This is a genomic window from Amycolatopsis sp. NPDC004772 (genome assembly GCF_053601215.1).
Genome location: NZ_JBSGBK010000044.1, coordinates 14,266 through 31,865, shown reverse-complemented (window position 1 = coordinate 31,865; position 17,600 = coordinate 14,266). Strand labels below are relative to the sequence as shown.

Annotated in this window: 18 protein-coding genes; 15 read left to right on the top strand and 3 right to left on the bottom strand. The window is 71.6% G+C overall.

Annotated features, from left to right (window positions below):
* Window position 1 precedes the first annotated feature (1 nt).
* The 10 genes from ACWEF6_RS24945 to ACWEF6_RS24900 all read left to right on the top strand — a co-directional run bounded on the left by ACWEF6_RS24945 (window position 2) and on the right by ACWEF6_RS24900 (window position 9,657).
* Window positions 2-853 carry an MlaE family ABC transporter permease gene (locus ACWEF6_RS24945; protein ID WP_310974598.1) on the top strand — a complete coding sequence of 284 codons (852 nt, stop codon included), beginning with the start codon at window positions 2-4 and terminating at the stop codon, window positions 851-853.
* Entirely contained in the window at window positions 850-2,124 is a 1,275-nt protein-coding gene (locus tag ACWEF6_RS24940) for an MCE family protein (protein WP_449685158.1), read from the top strand. The genes ACWEF6_RS24945 and ACWEF6_RS24940 overlap by 4 nt, the downstream gene beginning before the upstream one ends.
* The gene (locus ACWEF6_RS24935; protein WP_449685157.1) at window positions 2,121-3,125 is read left to right on the top strand and encodes an MCE family protein; all 1,005 of its coding nucleotides are present in this window, start codon (window positions 2,121-2,123) and stop codon (window positions 3,123-3,125) included. The genes ACWEF6_RS24940 and ACWEF6_RS24935 overlap by 4 nt, the downstream gene beginning before the upstream one ends.
* Window positions 3,122-4,114: an MCE family protein gene (locus ACWEF6_RS24930; RefSeq protein WP_449685156.1), complete on the top strand. Its 993-nt coding sequence runs from the start codon at window positions 3,122-3,124 to the stop codon at window positions 4,112-4,114. The genes ACWEF6_RS24935 and ACWEF6_RS24930 overlap by 4 nt, the downstream gene beginning before the upstream one ends.
* The gene (locus ACWEF6_RS24925) at window positions 4,111-5,145 is read left to right on the top strand and encodes an MCE family protein (RefSeq protein WP_449685155.1); all 1,035 of its coding nucleotides are present in this window, start codon (window positions 4,111-4,113) and stop codon (window positions 5,143-5,145) included. Before ACWEF6_RS24930 ends, ACWEF6_RS24925 begins: the two co-directional genes overlap by 4 nt.
* The gene (locus ACWEF6_RS24920) at window positions 5,142-6,224 is read left to right on the top strand and encodes an MCE family protein (protein ID WP_449685154.1); all 1,083 of its coding nucleotides are present in this window, start codon (window positions 5,142-5,144) and stop codon (window positions 6,222-6,224) included. The genes ACWEF6_RS24925 and ACWEF6_RS24920 overlap by 4 nt, the downstream gene beginning before the upstream one ends.
* Window positions 6,224-7,432 carry an MCE family protein gene (locus tag ACWEF6_RS24915; RefSeq protein ID WP_449685153.1) on the top strand — a complete coding sequence of 403 codons (1,209 nt, stop codon included), beginning with the start codon at window positions 6,224-6,226 and terminating at the stop codon, window positions 7,430-7,432. The genes ACWEF6_RS24920 and ACWEF6_RS24915 overlap by 1 nt, the downstream gene beginning before the upstream one ends.
* Entirely contained in the window at window positions 7,420-7,923 is a 504-nt protein-coding gene (locus ACWEF6_RS24910) for a hypothetical protein (protein ID WP_449685152.1), read from the top strand. The genes ACWEF6_RS24915 and ACWEF6_RS24910 overlap by 13 nt, the downstream gene beginning before the upstream one ends.
* A complete protein-coding gene (locus tag ACWEF6_RS24905) occupies window positions 7,920-8,933 on the top strand; it encodes a hypothetical protein (protein ID WP_449685151.1) in 1,014 nt (337 codons plus the stop codon). Before ACWEF6_RS24910 ends, ACWEF6_RS24905 begins: the two co-directional genes overlap by 4 nt.
* A gap of 79 nt (window positions 8,934-9,012) precedes the next feature.
* On the top strand, window positions 9,013-9,657 hold the full coding sequence (locus ACWEF6_RS24900) for a hypothetical protein (RefSeq protein WP_449685150.1): 645 nt from the start codon (window positions 9,013-9,015) through the stop codon (window positions 9,655-9,657).
* Window positions 9,658-9,695: 38 nt separating this feature from the next.
* Here the strand turns inward: ACWEF6_RS24900 and ACWEF6_RS24895 are convergent, their stop codons facing one another.
* Entirely contained in the window at window positions 9,696-10,592 is an 897-nt protein-coding gene (locus ACWEF6_RS24895; protein WP_449685149.1) for an RCC1 domain-containing protein, read from the bottom strand.
* A 423-nt stretch (window positions 10,593-11,015) separates the two neighbouring features.
* On the opposite strand from ACWEF6_RS24895, the gene ACWEF6_RS24890 reads away from it, so the two are divergent.
* The 3 genes from ACWEF6_RS24890 to ACWEF6_RS24880 all read left to right on the top strand — a co-directional run bounded on the left by ACWEF6_RS24890 (window position 11,016) and on the right by ACWEF6_RS24880 (window position 13,787).
* A complete protein-coding gene (locus ACWEF6_RS24890; protein WP_449685148.1) occupies window positions 11,016-11,654 on the top strand; it encodes a DUF6801 domain-containing protein in 639 nt (212 codons plus the stop codon).
* A gap of 80 nt (window positions 11,655-11,734) precedes the next feature.
* Window positions 11,735-13,177: a DUF6801 domain-containing protein gene (locus ACWEF6_RS24885; protein ID WP_449685147.1), complete on the top strand. Its 1,443-nt coding sequence runs from the start codon at window positions 11,735-11,737 to the stop codon at window positions 13,175-13,177.
* 19 nt (window positions 13,178-13,196) lie between these two features.
* Entirely contained in the window at window positions 13,197-13,787 is a 591-nt protein-coding gene (locus ACWEF6_RS24880; RefSeq protein ID WP_449685146.1) for a DUF6801 domain-containing protein, read from the top strand.
* Between the two features lie 33 nt (window positions 13,788-13,820).
* Here ACWEF6_RS24880 and ACWEF6_RS24875 read toward each other — a convergent pair whose 3' ends face one another.
* Window positions 13,821-15,110 (bottom strand): PucR family transcriptional regulator, encoded by a 1,290-nt coding sequence (locus tag ACWEF6_RS24875; RefSeq protein WP_449685145.1) that lies wholly within the window; start codon window positions 15,108-15,110, stop codon window positions 13,821-13,823.
* Between the two features lie 309 nt (window positions 15,111-15,419).
* Here ACWEF6_RS24875 and ACWEF6_RS24870 point away from each other — a divergent pair, with 309 nt between their 5' ends.
* Window positions 15,420-16,115, top strand: coding sequence for a hypothetical protein (locus ACWEF6_RS24870; RefSeq protein ID WP_449685144.1), 696 nt, complete (start codon window positions 15,420-15,422; stop codon window positions 16,113-16,115).
* Window positions 16,112-16,474 (top strand): GntR family transcriptional regulator, encoded by a 363-nt coding sequence (locus ACWEF6_RS24865; RefSeq protein ID WP_449685143.1) that lies wholly within the window; start codon window positions 16,112-16,114, stop codon window positions 16,472-16,474. Before ACWEF6_RS24870 ends, ACWEF6_RS24865 begins: the two co-directional genes overlap by 4 nt.
* Window positions 16,475-16,795: 321 nt before the next feature.
* Here the strand turns inward: ACWEF6_RS24865 and ACWEF6_RS24860 are convergent, their stop codons facing one another.
* The gene (locus ACWEF6_RS24860) at window positions 16,796-17,581 is read right to left on the bottom strand and encodes an arginase family protein (protein WP_449685142.1); all 786 of its coding nucleotides are present in this window, start codon (window positions 17,579-17,581) and stop codon (window positions 16,796-16,798) included.
* Between the last annotated feature and the right edge of the window lie 19 nt (window positions 17,582-17,600).

The window sequence follows — 17,600 nt, the reverse complement described above, 5'->3', positions numbered from 1 at the left end:
AGTGACGACCACGGACCTCCCGAGAACGGCTCGGGTACGCGAGGCCGTCGACCGCCGGTTCGGCTTCCTCGACACGCTCGGCGACCAGATCCTCTTCTTCCTCCGCGCGATCGCCTGGACGCCGCGGGCCCTGCACCGCTACCTGCGCGAGGTCGTCCGCCTGCTGGCCGAGGTCAGCTTCGGCAGCGGCGCGCTGGCCGTCATCGGCGGCACGATCGGCGTGATGATCGGGATGACCGTCGCCACCGGCACGGTCGTCGGCCTCCAGGGTTACTCCGCGCTGAACCAGGTCGGGACGTCGGCGTTCGCCGGGTTCGTCTCCGCCTACTTCAACACGCGCGAAATCGCGCCGCTGGTCAGTGGCCTCGCCCTGAGCGCCACCGTCGGCTGCGGCTTCACCGCCCAGCTCGGCGCCATGCGGATCTCCGAAGAGATCGACGCCCTCGAGGTCATGGGCATCCCCAGTGTCCCGTACCTGGTGACGACCCGGGTGATCGCCGGCTTCCTCGCCGTGATCCCGCTCTACGCGATCGGGCTGCTGTCGAGCTACCTCGCTTCGCGGCAGGTCACTGTCTGGTTCTTCGGCCAGTCCGCCGGCACCTACGACCACTACTTCCTGCTGTTCCTGCCCCCCGGCGACGTGCTGTGGTCGTTCGGGAAGGTCCTGGTGTTCAGCGTCGTGGTGGTCCTGGCGCACTGCTACTACGGCTTCCGCGCGAGCGGCGGCCCGGCCGGTGTCGGTGTCGCGGTGGGCCGCGCGGTCCGGACCGCGATCGTCGCGATCAGCGTCCTCGACTTCTTCCTGTCCCTGGCGATCTGGGGCGCGACGACGACCGTGCAGGTGGCCGGATGAGACGCGAAACCCGCCACAAGGCCGGGGTCCGCACCGCGGGTGTGCTGTTCCTGGTCGTGATGGGCGTCCTCGTGACGCTGTCCATCAAGGTGTACGACAAGGACTTCGTCACCACCGTCCCGGTGACGCTGAAGGCGAGCCGGATCGGCAACCAGCTCTCGCCGGGCGGTCAGGTCAAGGCCCGCGGCGTGCTCGTCGGCGAGATCCGCGACGTCCGGGCGACGCCGCAGGGCGCCGAGATAGCGCTTGCTCTCGAACCGGGCAAGGTGGACATGCTGCCCCGCAACGTCTCCGCGCTGCTCGTGCCGAAGACGCTGTTCGGCGAGCGGTACGTCCAGCTGTCCATCCCGGACGGCGAGCGGGGCCCGCACCTGGTCGCCGGCGACGTCATCGAGCAGGACCGTTCGGCCAACGCGGTCGAGCTGGAACGGGTCTTCGACAACCTGCTGCCGGTCCTGCAGGCGGTCCAGCCGCAGAAGCTGGCCACCACGCTGACCGCGGTCTCGACGGCTCTGGAGGGACGCGGCGAGCAGCTCGGGCGGACCATCGACACCGCCGCGGACTACCTCAAGGAGTTCAACCCCGATCTCCCGCAGCTGACCTCGGACGTGCGGGACCTCGCGACGGTTTCCCGCCTCTACGGCGACATCGCACCGGACCTCCTGGACGCGCTCACCGACTCCGCCGTCACGCTCGGCACGGTCCAGGAGAAGCAGGCCGACCTGGCCGGGGTGTACCAGCAGGTGACGTCGTCGTCGCAGGAGATCACCACGTTCCTCGCCACCAACCGGGACAACCTCATCTCCCTGGCCGCCGACAGCCGTGCGCCGCTGGAGATCGCGGCGAAGTACTCCCCCAGCTTCGCCTGCACGATCGGCTCGCTCAACGCACTGAGAGGCTCCATGGACAAGGTGCTCGGCGCGGGCACGAAGGAACCGGGCCTGCACGGCGAAGTCGCGGTCCTGCCCGACAGCGGCAAGTACCTGCCGGGCCGGGACGACCCGCGGTTCACCGGCGGCGGCGAGCCGCGGTGCTACCCGTCCGGTGTCTCCCCCACGATCGGCACCGCCGCGGCGGCTCCCGGCACCGCGGCGCACCCGCTGCTCACCGGCGGCCAGGGCGACCTCGGGCTCCCGAACTCGCCGCAGGAGGAGCAGCTGCTGTCGACGCTGCTCGCGCCGTCGGTCGGGGTGCCCGCCGCCGAGGTCCCGGCCTGGAGCAGCGTGCTCGTCGGGCCGCTCTACCGCGGCACGGAGGTGACGCTCAAGTGAGGAACATCGCCGGCCCGCTGATCAAGAGCCTCGTCTTCATCGCCGTCACGGCACTGGCCACGGCCCTGCTCGCCATTTCCATCACGAACTCCGGTGTCGGCGCCGACGAGCGCTACACGGCCAAGTTCCTCGACGCGACCTCGCTCAACGCCGGCGACGACGTGCGCATCTCCGGGGTCCGCGTCGGCCAGGTCGAGTCCCTCGACATCGGCGACCGCAACCGGGCCGTGGTCGCGTTCTCCCTCGACCGGGGCCGCCGCCTGCCCGCCGACGTCCGCGCGGTCATCAAGTACCGCAACATGGTCGGCCAGCGGTACGTCGCGCTGGAACGCGGGAACACCGGCACCCGGGAGCAGCTGCCCGTGGGCGCCGAGATCCCGCTGGACCGCACGACTCCCGCGCTCGACCTCACCGATCTGTTCAACGGCTTCAAACCGCTCTTCCAGGCGCTGTCGCCGAACGACGTCAACGAGCTCTCCGGCGAGATCGTCCAGGTGCTGCAGGGCGAAGGCGGCACCGTCGAGAGCCTGCTGCAGCACACCGGTTCGCTGACCACCACCCTGGCCTCGCGCGACAAGGTGATCGGCGAGGTGATCGGGAACCTCAACACGGTCCTGAGCACGGTCAACGGCAAGGGCGACGCGCTGGCGAACCTCGTGTCGACCCTGCGTCAGCTGGTTTCCGGGCTGGCCGGGGACCGTGCCGCGATCGGCGACGCCATCAGCGGGATCGGCGCGCTGACCGAGTCCACCGCCGGGCTGTTCGAGCAGGCCCGCCCGCCGCTGAAGGACAGCATCGACGGCCTGCGGCAGGTCGCGGGCACGCTGGCCCAGAACCAGTCCGATGTGGACAGTTTCCTGACCAACCTGCCCGTGAAGTTCGGCGAAATCGGCCGGACCGCCTCCTACGGATCGTGGATGAACTTCTTCCTCTGCGGCGCCACGCTCGAAGCCTCGCCCCCGCGCGGAGTGCGGACCGACACGGCGAGGTGCGGATCGTGAAGTCCTTCAAGGAACGCAACCCGATCACCCTCGGCGTCGTGGGCAGCGTCGGGCTGGCCGCCCTGCTCACCCTCACCTTCAACTACGACAACCTGCCGATCGTCGGCGGCGGCACGACGTACGAGGCCGAGTTCTCCGAGGCCGCCGGCCTGCAGCCCGAGGACGAGGTCCGGATCGCCGGCATCAAGGTCGGCGAGGTCCGCACGGTCGCGCTGGCCGACGACCACGTCCTGATCTCCTTCCGGGTCAAGAACGCCTGGATCGGCGACCGCACGTCGGCCGAGATCAAGATCAAGACGTTGCTGGGCCGCAAGTTCCTCGCGCTGAACCCCACCGGCGACGACGTCCAGGACCCGGACCGGCCGATCCCGCGGACCCGGACGGTCACGCCCTACGACGTCACCGACGCCTTCAACGGCCTCGCCGACACCGTGGGCGCGATCGACACCAAGCAGCTCGCGGACAGCTTCACCACGCTGTCGGACACCTTCCGCAACTCCCCCGAGCACGTCCGCAGCGCCCTCGACGGATTGAGCCAGCTGTCGAAGACGGTGGCCGGCCGCGACAGCCAGATCGCCGAACTGCTCGCCAACGCCCGGAAGCTGACCACGACGCTGGCGAACTCGAACGACGACTTCGAGAAGCTGATCGGCGACGGCAACCTGCTGCTCACCGAGCTGAACAGCCGCCGCGACGCGATCCGGGACCTCCTGGACGGCTCGGCCCGGCTGGCCGATCAGCTCAGCGGGCTGGTGCGGGACAACTCCGACGCGCTCAAGCCCGCCCTGCAGTCGCTCAACCAGGTCACCGACCTGCTCAAGCGGCAGAACGACAACCTGACCAGAGGCCTGCAGCTGGCCGGCCCGTACTTCCGGGTGCTCACCAACACGACCGGCAACGGCCACTGGATCGACGCCTACCTCTGCGGGCTGCTGCCCGAGAACCACGACCCCTGCACCCCGCCGAAACCCCAGGGAGGAGCGAAGTGAGCGCGCTGACCACCACCCGCGCCGGCGTCCTGGCGAGCCGGTTCGTCGCCGCCGCCCTGCTGCTCGCCCTCGTCGTCTCGGCGGCGCTGTGGTGGGTGTTCTCCGGCTCCGGCCAGCACCACGTCACGGCGTTCTTCACCCGGGCGGTCGGCGTCTACCCCGGCTCCGACGTCCGCGTGCTCGGCGTCCGGATCGGCCAGGTCGACTCGGTGACCCCGCGCGGCGAGCAGGTGCAGGTCGACATGAGCGTCGACGGCTCGGTCGGCGTCGCCGAGGACACCACCCTCCTGGTGATCGCCCCCAGCGTCGTCGCCGACCGGTACCTGCAGTTCGGCAAGCCGGCGCGCGGCGGGCCGCGGCTGCCGGACGGCGCGACGATCCCGGTCCAGCGCACGGCCACCCCGGTGGAGCTCGACCAGCTCTACGCCAGCCTCGACACGATTTCCAAGGCCCTCGGCCCGAACGGCGCCAACTCCCAGGGCGCGCTGTCCGACCTGCTGAAGACCGGCGCGCAGACCCTGCAGGGCAACGGCCGCGCGTTCAACGACAGCGTCCGCAACTTCGCCCAGCTGGCCCGCACGCTGGCCGGCAACTCGAACGACCTGTTCGGCACGGTGACCGAGCTGCAGCAGTTCACCACCATGCTGGCCACCAACGACAGCCAGGTGAGCAACGTCAACCAGCAGCTGGCCCAGATCTCCGGCACCCTGGCCGCCAACAGCGGCGAGCTGGCCCGGGCGCTCGAAGGCCTCGGCCGCGCGCTCGGCGACGTCCAGGCGTTCATCCGGGACAACCGCGGCGCGCTCAAGGCCAATGTGGACAACCTGGTGACGACCACGCGGACCCTCGTCGAGCAGCGCGCGTCCCTGGCCGAAACGCTCGACGTCGCACCGCTGGCGGTGACGAACGTGCTCCAGTCGGTCGACCCGGCCACCGGGCGGGTGCTCGGCCGCGGCGTCTTCGACTACTACCTCCAGCCGCTGCCGCTGCCGGTGACCGGCGACGTGTACACGAACGGGGGCGGGCGATGAAACGGGTTCTTGCCGTCGTCACCATCGGCTGCCTGACGCTCGCGGGCTGCTCGGCGGGTGAGTTCAAGGGCGTCTACGACCTGCCGCTGCCGGGCGGTGCCGACGTCGGCGACCACCCGTACTCGGTGACCGTGCAGTTCGCCGACGTCCTCGACCTGGTGCCGCAGGCCGCGGTGAAGGTCGGCGACGTCCCGGTCGGCCGGGTGCGCGAAGTCCGCCTCGGCGGGGACGGCTGGACGGCCGAAACGGTCCTGGAGGTCAACGGCGACGTCGTCCTGCCCGCCAACGCGGTCGCGCGGCTGCGCCAGTCCAGTCTGCTGGGCGAGAAGTTCGTCGAGCTGGCCCCGCCGGACGGTGACACGAAGACCGCCGGCACCGGGCGGCTGGCGAACGGCGCCACCATCACCCTGGACCGCACCAACCGCAACCCCGAGTTCGAAGAGATCTTCGGCGCGCTTTCCCTGCTGCTCAACGGCGGCGGGATCGGGCAGCTGCAGACGATCAACCGTGAACTGTCGAAGGTGATGGACGGCAACGAAGACCAGATCCGGTCGTTCCTCTCCGGGGTGAACACCCTGATGACCGACCTGGACGCGCACCGCTCGGACATCACCGAAGCGCTCGACGGGCTGAACCGGCTCTCGGGCACCCTGGCCAACCGGCACGAGCAGATCTCCGGCGCGCTGACCGACCTGACGCCGGGCCTGAAAACGCTCACCGACCAGCGCACCCAGCTCGTGTCGATGCTGCAGGCGCTGGACCGGCTCGGCACGGTGGCCACCGACGTCGTCGACCGCAGCCGCGCCGACATGGTGGCCGACCTGCGCGCGCTGGCGCCGATCCTGCAGCAGCTGGCCGACGCCGGGAAGGACCTGCCGCAGTCGCTGCAGATGCTGCCGACGTTCCCGTTCCCGGACTCGGTGCTGGGCGCGATCAAGGGCGACTACGTCAACGCCTACGCGTCGATGATCCCGGCGCCCGGCGTGCCGCTGCCCCCGCTCGGCGAGGGTGTCCCGCCGGGCCTGCCCGTCTTCCCGCTGCCGAGCAGCACCACCCCGGTCGCCACCGGAGGCCGCTGATGCTGAGCACCAGAGTCCGCGTCCAGGTCGTCCTGTTCGTCGTGATCGCGCTGGCCACGACCGCGTTCGTCGGCGCGAACTACGCCGGGCTGGGCCGGCTGTTCGGGTCCGGCAGCTACACGGTGAAGCTCGAGCTCGCCGAGGGCGGCGGGCTGTTCACCAACGGCGAGGTGACCTACCGCGGCGTCGCCGTCGGCCGGGTCGGCGAGCTGCGGCTCACCGTCACCGGCACGGAGGCGGACCTGCTGATCGACGACGACGCCCCGCCCATCCCGGCGGACTCGCGGGCCGTGGTCGCGAACCGCTCGGCGGTCGGCGAGCAGTACGTCGACCTGCAACCGCGCACGGCGGACGCGCCCTACCTCGACGGCAATTCGGTCATCCGGCGCGAGTCGACGACGCTGCCGCTGCCGGTGAACAGCCTGCTGACCGACCTGGACTCGTTCACCGCGTCGGTGCCGACGCAGGACCTGCGCACGGTGGTGAACGAGCTCGACGACGCCCTGCGCGGCGCGGGCCCGGACCTGCAGACGCTGATGGACTCGGCGACGACGTTCACCCAGGAGGCGAGCAGCCACCTGCCGCAGACGTCGAAGCTGATCGGCGACGGCGCGACGGTGCTGCGGACGCAGCTCGACTCCTCCGCGCAGTGGCGGTCGTTCAGCAGCAACGCCAAGGTGTTCGCCCAGCAGCTGGCGAGCTCCGACGGCGACCTGCGGCGGCTGATCGCGGCCGCCCCGCCGGCGGCGTCCGAGCTCGGCGGCCTGCTGAAGGAGAACGACCCGGGCCTGCCGATCCTGCTGGCCAACCTGCTGACCACGGCCCGGGTGTTCGGCACCCGCACCGCGGCGGAGGAGCAGCTGCTGTCGGACGTGCCCCGCGCGGTCGCGACGGTCGGGTCGGCGTTGAACGACCGCGGCGACCAGCTGCGGATGGGCCTGGTGCTGAACTTCAACGACCCGCCGCCGTGCACCCAGGGCTACGAGAAGACCCCGCGCCGGCCGAGCAACGACCTCTCGCCGATGCCGTTCAACACCGACGCGGCCTGCACGTTGCCGTACGGCAACCCGAGCTCGGTGCGCGGCTCGCAGAACGCGCCGCACCCGCCGGTCCCGGCCGCGGTGCTGCCGGGCGGGCTGACCGGCCCGCTGGGGCTCGGAACGCAGGCGACGGCGACGAGCCTGGAGGAGATGCTGTGGCTGCGGTGAAGGTGGCGGCGGTGGTGCTGGCCGCGTCGGCGGCCGTGTTCGCGGGCTGGTCGGGCTATTCGTGGTACGCGGCGGCCCACGCGTCCTCGGTGACGTACGGGACGGCCCGCGACGAGGCGCTGACCGCCGGCCGCACGCTGGTGGCGGAGTTGAACACGCTGGACTACCACGACGTCGACGGCGGCCTGGGCAAGTGGCTGGCGGCCTCGACGGGCCCGCTGCACGACCAGCTGGCCCGCACGGACGAGACGACGAAGAAGACCTTGGCGGCGAACGCCACGGTGGCCACGGGCCGCGTGCTGGACGCCGGCCTGAGCGAACTGGACGAACACGCGGGCACGGCGAAGCTGCTGGCCTCGGTGGAGATCACGATGGCCAAGCAGGGAACGGCCCCGGCGGTCAAGCGCAACCGCTTCGCGGCAGCGCTGAGCAGGACGCCGGAGGGGTGGAAGCTGAGCGCGCTCGACCAGCTGCCGGTGGGTGCCCGATGAGCCGCACGAGGACGGCCGCGGAGGAGTCGGCGGCGGAGTCTGGGGCCGTTAGCGCGAACACGGCTGAGAGCAGGCCCGGTGCCATCGGGTCCGGCGCGATCGGATCCGGCGCGATCGGACCCGGCGCGATCGGGTCCGGTGCCATCGGGTCCGGCGCGATCGGGTCCGGCGCGATCGGGACCGACGCGGGTGGGACCGGCGCGGGTGGGGCTGCCGATGGTCCCGCCGCCGCGGCCGAAGAGAGCATTTCGGCCACCGCAGACGGCCGGTGGGCCGTCGGCGGCACCGCCGACGGCCCACCGGCCGCCGAGGCGACTCGCGCGACCGCGGGCGAGCCGCCCACCGGACCCGACAGTGCCGCCACCGCAGACGGCGAAGCGACCGAGCCCGGCAGCGCCGCCACCCTCGACGGCGAGCCCGCCGCCACCGCCGACGATGAGCCCGCCGAAGCCGAAGCCGAACGCGAAGCCGCCGAGACCGCCGCCGCCCCCGTCAAGCCCCGCCCCGGCTGGCGCCGCCTTCCCGTGCTCCTCCTCGCCGCCGCCGTTGTCCTCACCGGGGCCGGGGTCTGGTTCACCCTCGAAGCCCGCTCCGCCGCGAACACCCCCGCCGCCGCGAACCTGGCGCTCACCGATGTCGGGGCCACCGCCGATGTCACCTCCGCGGTCACCCTCGCCGTGAACCGGATCTTCTCCTATTCCTACGACCGGACCGACGTCACCGAAAAGGCCGCCGCCGCCGTCCTGCGCGGGCCGGCCAAGGATTCCTACGACAAGCTCTTCGCCGAAGTCAGGCGCAAAGCTCCGGAACAGAAACTCGTGCTCACTTCGCGCGTTTCGGCCATCGCCGTCCAAACCCTCGAAAATGGTCACGCGCGGTTACTCGTCTTTCTCGATCAATCAGCCGTCCGGGCCGACAACAATGCGACCGACAGCGCCGCGGCGCAGCTTTCCGTGACCGCGGAGCACACCACCGGCGGCTGGGTCATCACCGAGCTCGAACCCCGCTGACCCGGTCCGCCGCAATACCGCACGTCACCGTTTCCGGGAGCACCCGGAAACGGCCGGGAAACGCAAAAGGAGGACACCCATGTCCGTGGCAACGAAGCTGAAGAGACTGGCCGTGCTCACGTCGGCGGCGACCGTGGCGATGACCGTGGTCACCGCGACCCCGGCGTCGGCCGAGGTCATCCCGTTCCCAGTCTCCTTCGCGGTGACCGGCAACACCGTGGTGAAGAAGACCGGCAGCACCATGAACCTCGGCCCCGGCACCCTGGCCGGGAACCTGCTCGTCAACGACGAGACCGGCGAAGTCGGCCTGAGCGCGGACCTGAGCCTGCCGCCGTCGCAGGCGAACATCTCCCTGGTTTCCGGCCTGTTCAGGATCAAGGCGACGGTGAAGGTGATCCCGCTCGGCCCGGCCACCGGCACCCTGGCCGACGCCACCCTGACCACGCACGCCAAGGCCAACATGGAGATCAGCAACATCTGGGTCGGCCTGCTCGCGCCGGTCATCCCGCTGCCCACGGTGCCGGGCTCCTGCAAGACGAAGACCCCGATCGAACTGAACCTGGTGGCGAAGGACATCGACATCTTCTCGCCGATCACTGTTTCGGCCGACTACACGATCCCGGAGTTCACCAACTGCTGGGTCGCCGACCTCGCGCTCGGCGCGCTGGTTTCGGGTCCGGGCAACAAGATCAACCTCACCCTGACGCCCAACGCGGCGAGCTGACACACGGGTGGCGGGCACCCCGCCCGCCACCCGCCCGCTCAGCACGGCGCGCTGGGGTTTTCCTTCAGCGCGAAACTGTCGTTCTCCCCCGCCGAGACGGCGAGGATCGGCCCGCACGGCAGCAGGTACGGGGCCGTTTCCTCGACCAGGTTCGAGCCCCAGGCGACGATGTCGCCGTTGGCCTTGACGGCCAGGTTGTGGTTGGCACCGGCGTCGATGGCCACGACGTCCGACAGGGCCGCGTCGGGGACGGTCACCTGGCCGTAGTTGTTGCGGCCCCACGCGTAGACGCGGCCGTCCTTCAGCGCCAGGCTGTGCTGGGCACCGGCGGAAACCGCGGTGACGCCCGAGGTCAGGCCGGCCGGCACGGTCGCCTGCCCGTAGGAGTTGTTCCCCCACGCCAGCACGCCGCCGTTCTTGATGACCAGGTTGTGGTCGGAGCCGGCGGCGATCGCGGTCACGCCGGACTGCGCGGCCGCGGGCACGTCGGTCCGGCTGCCCCAGCTCACCACCTGGCCGTTCTGCTTGAGGGCCAGGCTGTGCAGGTACGACGTCGCGATCGCGGTGACGCCGCCGGCCACCGAGGCGGGCAGGTCGGTCTGGCCGTACCAGTCGTTGCCCCAGGCCAGCACCTGGCCGTTCTTCAGGGCGAGCTCGTGGCCCCAGCCCGAGGCTATCTGGCCGACCCCGGACAGCGCCGCGGCCGGCACTTCGTTGGCGCCCCAGTTGTTCGCGCCCCACGCGAGGACCGTCCCGCCCTTCAACGCGAGCACGGTCGTGGAGCCCGCCGACACGGCGGTGACCCCGGTCAGCGCCTCCGCCGGGGGGACCACGACGCCGAAGTCCTGCTTCCCCCAGCCGATCACCCCGCCCGGGGTGGCCGCGGACGCCGGCGACGCGCAGAGCGACACGGCCAGCGCCGCCGAGACCGTCAATGCGGCTCCCCTGAGCGATACCCGTTCACAACGTGAAGCAAGTGGCACGGTAGCCTCCTTTCTCGCGTTTCGTTATCCCAGATTGCTTCGGCAAGATCGTGAATGGTAGACCGTTCCTACGGCCGTTCGGCCACGCGGTGGTTCTTTGTCAAAATCCGATGAAAGCGCCGTCGGTCCTGCGCGGAGGTGAACAAGAAACCCGAGCCGCCCCGAGGCGGCGGACTGACGATGCCACAAAGTCTTGTTCCGTAATGAACTCGCGAGTAGCCTCATTCCCGGCAGATGGACCTCCACCTCGCACGTCGGTGAATTCACGTCCCGCCGCTCGGGGCAATGGGGGCGGGCGAACGTGATCGACAGAGCTACGACGGCGAGCAATCGATCAGCCAAAGCCGAGACTGTACTGAATCAAAGGAGATGGGTATGTCCCGACTCAGCAGGCTGTCCGCCGGAATCGCGACCACCGCTACCGCCGTCGGCGCCATCGCGGTGCTGACCGCGGGCACCGCGGCCGCCGCCACGGTCACCTACACCGCCGGTGGCACCACGCCCCTGACCTACACCTGCACCTTCCCCGGCGTGACGCCGCAGCCGGTCCTCGTCACCTCGCACCTCGACGCGGACGACACCGTCGCGGCGGGCGGCACCCTCACCCCGGTCAACGTGGGCGGTTCCGCGACGATCAGCGCCGGTGTGCACGCGCTGCTCACCGCGGTCGGCTACGACGGCATCCAGGGCACCGCCACGGTGCCGGTGACGGCGGCTTCGGGCACCCTGTCGCAGCCGGCGGCCACCGGGCTCGACATCCCGCAGACCATCTACCCGGCCGGCGGCCCGATCACGGTGAACATCTCGCAGGTCGCGACGTCCAGCGTCCCGTCCTACACCGCGCCGGCGACGCCGGGCACCGACACGCTGTCGATGGGCTCCACCGTCACGGCGAACCTGCAGTTCCACAAGAAGGCGAACAACACCTGGACGCCGTGGACGATGACCTGCACCCTGAAGGTCACCAACCCGGCGCAGAACACCGCGTTCAGCCCGAGCATCACCGTCTCCTGACGCCGGTTCCCGGTGCGGGCCCCTCGCCGGGCCCGCACCGGGTTCTCCCGTCCCCGCTTCCGAACACACCAGGGAAACCGATGCCCCGTCGAGTCCGGCCCCGCTCCGTCACGGTGACCGCGCTGGCGGCCGTCGGCCTGCTCTCCGCGGCCAACGGCGCACTGACCGGGGTCGGTTCGGCCGCTCCCGCCCCCGCGGAACCGCCGGAGAAGACGGCGACGACGTCGGTCTCGGTGACCTGTCCCTTCGCCGATCCGCTCGGCTCGCGCAAGCTCACCGTCGCGACGACGGCGACGTTGCCCACCCTGGCGAAGACCGGCACCTCGGCGACGATCGGCCAGTACTCCGCGCAGTTCAGCCTCCCCCGCGACGTCGCGCTTTCGCTGCTGCCCGCCGGCGCCACCGCCGGTTCGCTGCAGGGCGCCGTGCAGCTCGCCCTCGGCGTGCACCAGGGCGAGCGCTCGGACCAGATCCCGGTCGCCCTCGCCGTGGCGCCGACGCCCCTGCCGGAAACCGGCGACGTCACCCTCACCGCCACCGGCGCCGTGCCGGACATCGCGATCAACACCATCGGCTCGGTCACCTTCGACGTCACCGCGCCGAAGCTCGCGCTGGCCGCCGTTCCCGCCGCGGCCGCGCCCGCCACGGCCACGCCCGAGACGCCCGACGCCCCCGCGGCGCCACCGGCCCCGCCGATCGCGTGCACCCTCGACCCCGACCAGCAGACGACGCTGGGCACGATCCTCGTCCAGCCGCCGGCGAAGCCGGGTGCCGAGCAGAAGGCCGCTCTCGGCGCCTCGGCCGCGCTGGAGGACGATCCGCCGCCGAACGAATACACCGTGCCGCTCGGCCTCATCACCGTCATGACGAGGTCGACCGTCGCACGGCTGGGCGCGACCGTCGTCGCCGATCCCGCCATCCTGCTCAACGCGTTCTTCACGGTGAACATCGACACCGGCGAGTCCCGGGTCTCCGGGGCGGCGGTGTTCAAGCCGGCGACCACCACGTTCCTCGGCTTCGGGTTCGTGCCGGTGACCGCGACCGTCGAGTTCCTGCCCGTCGACTACCAGAACAGCAAGATGATCGAGGTCGGCGGCGGCCTGTTCACCGACGACGAGGGCTACACGAACCTGCGCACCGAGCTGAAGGTGATGGGCAGGCTGAGCAGCGCGAAGGTCAACGGCGTCCCGCTCGACGTCGGCCCCGACTGCGTGACGAAGGAGCCGGTGTCGCTCGAGATCACCGGTCGCTACGACCCGTTCACCACCGGTCACGTCCGGACCGATCCGGAGAAGGGCTTCTACCTGCCGCCCTTCCGCGATTGCGGTGCCGGCGGCCAGGACCTGACGCCGTTGCTCAGCGGCATGAGCACGGGCTGGGGCAACCAGGCCTTCATCGACACCTACAACCTGAACGGGTGCACCGAGCCCGACCACACCAATTGCCCGCCCGACACCCTCCCGCCCCCGCCGGGCACGGCCGGGGCGGCGGCGAACAAGGCGGTCGCGAAGCACCCGAACTGAGGCACACCTGGAGGGGCACGTGAACATCCGCCGTTTCCTGACGACGGCCGCCGCGACGGTCCTCGTCCTCACCGGAACCGCCGCCCCGGCGTGGGCGGACACGACGTTCAGCTCACCTCCCGGCGTGCTCTACAACTGCACGCTCCCGGGCGTCTCGCCCCAGCAGATGACCGCGGTGGAGGAGTTCACCGGCCCGGACGCCGTCGCGGCCGGCAGCACCTTCTCGATCACCGGCATCTCCGGGACGATCTACCTCGGCAGCACCGCGCGCAGCCTGCTGCGCGTCCTCGGCTACGACGGCGTCCGCGGCAGCGGGATGATCCCGGTGACCGCGACGAACGCCGCGCCGGTCTCGAGCACCGGCGCCGTCATCCCCGACCAGTACTGGCCCCCGCTCACCGGGCAGATCGAGTTCTACGGCGGCGCCCAGTCGTTCACGGCGGGCACCCCCGGCGCGGTCGTGTTCCGCATGGGCTCGCCGTTCTCCTTGGGCCTGCAGTTCCACCGGGCTCCCAGCAACACCTGGGTGACGTGGGTCATGACCTGCACCCTGAAGGTGACCAGCCCGGCGCAGAACACCGCGTTCACCCCGGACCTGCCGGTGACCTGACGGGCTCCCGCGGGTCCACTGAGGACTCCGCCGTCACGGCTGCTGCGACGTCCACTGTGGACGTGATCCGCCGGCGCGCGGCGACGGCAGCAGGTCGCTCACCGGGTACCGCAACGGCAGCGGGGCAGCACCCGCCCGCAGCGCCAGTTCCATCTCGAACCGCGCCGCCGGGTCGCGGAGACTGTCGCCGAACGTGGCTTGCAGCTGGCGCATGCGATAGCGGACCGTCTGGGGGTGCACGCCGAGGCGCTCGGCGATCTCGACCACGTTGCCCTGGCTGTCCAGCCACGCCCGCAGCGTCTCCAGGAGCCGCTCCTGCTGCTTGCCGGTCATGTCCGCCAGCGGCGCGAACAAGCGGTGCCGCAGCGTGCCGACCAGGCCCGTGTCCGAGTTGACCAGCAGGGTCGCCAGGTGCTCCTCCGCGCGCAGCACCGGGCGCGCCGCCAGGACGCCGCGCTCGGCCAGCTGCAGCGCGTTCCGGGCCCAGCGCAGGGAATCCGCGACCGAAGCCAGCGGGACGCACGGGCCAATCGCCAGGCGGCAGTCCGGCAGCGCCACCTGCAGCGCCGCCAGGCGGGCGCTGCTCAGCTCGCCCGGGACGACCAGTTTCGGGTCCGGCGTGTCGAGTTCGGCGAGGACGTCGGCGTCCAGTCCCGCGTGCCGGCGGGCCGGGGCGACACCGCCCGCGGGGCAGACCGCGACCGGCGTCGCGTCGGACGGGACCGGCCAGCCGATCAGCTGGGCCAGCTCGGCAATCGCTTTCGGGGAGGCGGGCGGCGTCTCGAGGATCAGGTGGAGCAGCTTGCGGCGCCAGGTGTCCAGCGCCCCCGCCGTGCGCGCCTTCGCCTCCAGATAGCCGTCGAGCGCGACGGACGCGAGCTCGTCCATGAACGCCAGCATCGCGTCGGCCAGCTGGGACATCACCGCCGAGGAGAGGCCGCTGCGCCGCCCGACGCGCATGATGCGCCGCCACGACACTCGCGCGCCCACGCGGTAGGCCGACTGCAGCGTGTCGAGGCTGCGGCCTTCGCGCATTTCGTTCTGCCCCAGGCGGTGGTGCACCTCATGGGACTGTTCCTTCGACACCGTCGGGTCGGCGATCTGCGCGACGAACAACGTGATCGCGTATTCGACGCCGGCCCGGATCGACTTGCCGTAGGGCCCGTCGAGCGGACGCGCGTACGCCGGGATGGTCGCGCGGATTTCTTCGACGATTTCAGCAGCCAGGCTCGCCAGTTCCGGCCGCAGGATGTCGGCCAGCTTGCGCGGGAGAGCGGCGGTGGGCGGCGGTGCAGCGTGATCGAATCCGCGCTCCACCGACATCGCAGCTCCTTCGCTCCGCCCCGGGACACCGGCCGCGAGCATCACACGGCCGGGTAACCGTGCCTGTTGCACGGATGACAACCGACACATCGAAAAACTAACGCCAAACGTGTCACACCCGTGAAGGAAAACCGATTTGTTGTCATCGCGGTGACAATTTTTCGCCACTTGGCTGCGATCGGCTGACAAGTGTCCCGCCGACTGCACGGTGCCGTGCGTACGAACGGACGAACCTCCAACGACCGGCCCGCGCTGCGGTTACGCCGCAATCTTGTATCATGTGGTTGATACAAGCCGAGGAGGAACCGCATGCCGTGGGACAACGTGCTCGCCGTCGCCCTGTTCACGGGCGTGCTCGGGCTGGCGATCCTGATCGTGCTCTGGCCGGGGCAGAAGCACGGTAAGCGCTTGCTGGAGCGGTGGGGCGTGGCCGAGCCCGACGCCGGGGAGGTCGGCCTCGCCGTCCGCTACCTCAAGCGGCGCCGGCTCTGGTACCCGTGGCTGTTCCTGGCGATCCCGCCGCTGCTCGACGACACGACGACGGGCTCGATCCTGGCGACGCTGCTGCTGGGCGGCCTGATCGCCGAGCTGTTCGCGCAGCGCCCGTCCCGCGGCCCGCGCCGCGAGGCCGACCTGGCGCCACGGACGCTGCTCGGGGTCGTCCCGGCGTGGATATTGGTGCTGGGCGTGCTGGCGGCCGCGGGATCACTGGTGCACCTGGGGCTGACGGCCCAGTGGAAACTGCTGGCGGTGGCCGCGGGCACGGCACTGGTCAGCGCGGCGATCACGCTGCTGGCGGTGCGCCGCCCGGCGGTGGGCGCGGCGCGGGCCGACCTGGCGCTGCGCCGCCGCAGTGCGCGCGTGGCGGTCGGCCTGGGCATCGGCGCGTGCACGGCGATCGGCTGGCCGGTGGGCGACTTCGGCTCGTTCCTGGCGGTCGTGGCCGGCTTGGCGGCGTTCCTGGCGGTGACGGCCCCGGCAAGACACCGGCCGGCGACGGCGTGAAGATCGTCGTAGACACCGAGAACGGCGTACCGCCCTGGCGGCAGGTCCACGACCAGCTGATCCGCGCGGCGACAACGGGGGCGCTGCCGGAAGGGACCAGGTTGCCGCCGATCCGCCAGCTGGCCCGGGACCTGGGCCTGGCATCGGGAACGGTGGCGAGGGCATACCGCGAGCTGGAGTCGGCGGGCTGGGTGACCACGGCCCGCGCCCGCGGCACGGTGGTGACGGTCCCCTCGGGCCGCCCCGACCGCGAGGCCCTGCTGACCGCGGCGGCCGCGGAGTTCGCGGCCCAGGCCCGGGATCTCGGCGCGGACGAGGAGGCCGCGGTGAAGGCTGTCCGGGCCGCTTGGCCACGCTGAGCCGCACTCCCCGGCATGGGCCGCCCCGCCGAGCCGCGCCCATGGGCACGGGCCGCCCAGCCACTGAGCCGCACCCCGGCGAGGCCCGCCTGGCCGCGCCGAAGCGCCTACCGGCGCGAGCCGCTTGCCTGCGAGCGCCGAACCGAACCGGCACCAGCCGCCCGGCCACACCGAGCCTCGCCCACCAGCCCGGCCCGGGCCGCTTGCCTGCGAGCGCCGAGCCGAACCGGCACCAGCCGCCCGGCCGCTGAGCCCCGCCCGCCGCCCCTCCCGGCCCAAGGCAGCCCGAGCACCGCCCCTCCCGGGCCGCGAAACCGCTCCCTACCCCCCGAGCAGCCGCCCGATCGCGGCGACCACCGGCTCCAGGACCTCCACCTCGCGCGGCGTCCCCACGCACTCCGTGATCCCCGCCCCGACCACCTCGAACCGGGCCAGGGCGTCGAGCTCCGACACCAGCCGCGAGATCGTCCAGCCGTCCGGTTCCGGGTAGTTCAGGCCCGCGAACTCGCGCGCGTCCAGCACGTCCAAGTCCACGTGCACGTACAGCTTCTCCACGCCCGTCAACGCGGCCACCGACCGCACCGCCAGACCCCGGCCGACCGCCGCCTCTTCCTCCGGGTCGAACGCGCGTGTCCCGGCGAGGGCCACCCGGCCCGGCTCCAGGGCCGGGTCCGCCGCGAACTCCGGGTCGCCCTCGCCGAGCAGCGACCGCAGCACCATGCCGTGGAACGCCCCCGAGGGTGACGTCGAAGCCGTGTTCAGGTCCGGGTGGGCGTCGAACCAGGCGACGCCCAGCCCGGGACCGTGGCGGAACCGCGCGACGCCGATCGGGACCAGCTCGACACCGCAGTCGCCGCCGATCGTCAGGACCGGGCCGCCCGGGGCCTCCAGGGCCGCCAGCTGGGCCGCCCGGTTCGGGCCGGTCAGCACCGCGCGGGAGAACACCCCACGGTCCACTTCGGACACCGCCCGGGTCTGCCGGACGTGGTGCACGGGCCGGCCGAGCACGTGCCCGGCCAGCTCCGCGAGGGCCACACAGCCGTCCGGCAGCTCCGCCGCGCGCGGCCCGGCCGCGCCCTGCCGTTGCGGTACCGCGTTGATCAGCATCCGCCGAGCGTATCGCCCG

Coding starts and splice junctions, on each gene's coding strand:
- ACWEF6_RS24940 (WP_449685158.1), top strand. CDS start 850: ATGAGACGCGAAACCCGCCACAAGGCCGGGGTCCGCACCGCGGGTGTG.
- ACWEF6_RS24920 (WP_449685154.1), top strand. CDS start 5,142: ATGAAACGGGTTCTTGCCGTCGTCACCATCGGCTGCCTGACGCTCGCG.
- ACWEF6_RS24915 (WP_449685153.1), top strand. CDS start 6,224: ATGCTGAGCACCAGAGTCCGCGTCCAGGTCGTCCTGTTCGTCGTGATC.
- ACWEF6_RS24905 (WP_449685151.1), top strand. CDS start 7,920: ATGAGCCGCACGAGGACGGCCGCGGAGGAGTCGGCGGCGGAGTCTGGG.
- ACWEF6_RS24900 (WP_449685150.1), top strand. CDS start 9,013: ATGTCCGTGGCAACGAAGCTGAAGAGACTGGCCGTGCTCACGTCGGCG.
- ACWEF6_RS24890 (WP_449685148.1), top strand. CDS start 11,016: ATGTCCCGACTCAGCAGGCTGTCCGCCGGAATCGCGACCACCGCTACC.
- ACWEF6_RS24885 (WP_449685147.1), top strand. CDS start 11,735: ATGCCCCGTCGAGTCCGGCCCCGCTCCGTCACGGTGACCGCGCTGGCG.
- ACWEF6_RS24875 (WP_449685145.1), bottom strand. CDS start 15,110: ATGTCGGTGGAGCGCGGATTCGATCACGCTGCACCGCCGCCCACCGCC.
- ACWEF6_RS24870 (WP_449685144.1), top strand. CDS start 15,420: ATGCCGTGGGACAACGTGCTCGCCGTCGCCCTGTTCACGGGCGTGCTC.
- ACWEF6_RS24860 (WP_449685142.1), bottom strand. CDS start 17,581: ATGCTGATCAACGCGGTACCGCAACGGCAGGGCGCGGCCGGGCCGCGC.